Origin of the sequence: Mesorhizobium sp. M2A.F.Ca.ET.067.02.1.1 (assembly GCF_004023285.1) — a bacterium.
GTDB lineage: Bacteria > Pseudomonadota > Alphaproteobacteria > Rhizobiales > Rhizobiaceae > Mesorhizobium.
Genome location: NZ_RZSB01001368.1, coordinates 1 through 583 on the forward strand (window position 1 = coordinate 1; position 583 = coordinate 583).

Here is a 583-nt window from a genome sequence, read left to right on the forward strand (position 1 = left end):
ATTACGTACCCTCCGAAGACGAGCCGTTCATGAACGAACGGCAAAAATCGTACTTCCGCCAAAAGCTTATCACCTGGAAGAACGACATTCTGCGCGAAGCGCGCGAGACCCTAGAAATCCTGCAGCAGGAAAACGCCAACCACCCAGATCTTGCCGATCGCGCCTCCTCCGAAACCGACCGCGCCATCGAATTGCGCGCCCGCGACCGCCAACGCAAGCTCATCTCGAAGATCGACTCCGCGCTCCAGCGCATCGACGAAGGCACCTACGGCTATTGCGAGGAAACCGGGGAGCCGATCGCGCTGAAGCGGCTCGACGCGCGTCCGATCGCGACGCTGTCGATCGAAGCGCAGGAACGCCACGAGCGCCGCGAAAAGGTGTATCGCGACGACTGACGCGAGCTGAAAGCAAAAACGTCAAAAATGGCCGGTTTTCCGGCCATTTTTGTTTTCAGCTCCTGAGCTGCGGAGAGTTCGCGCGTTCCGGCAAGCTGCCGCTAAAGCGCGTCGCGATCTTTCAGATTCGCGCCATGCGCTTTTAGGTTTTGATTTTACGCATGTCTTTATCCCGAAACCGGTTCCCA

Annotated in this window: 1 protein-coding gene; it reads left to right on the forward strand. The window is 58.0% G+C overall.

The window, feature by feature from the left end; all coding sequences use genetic code 11:
* On the forward strand, nt 1-395 hold a 395-nt coding region (gene dksA / locus EOA28_RS37860; RefSeq protein WP_128315953.1), incomplete at its 5' end, for an RNA polymerase-binding protein DksA.
* Between the last annotated feature and the right edge of the window lie 188 nt (nt 396-583).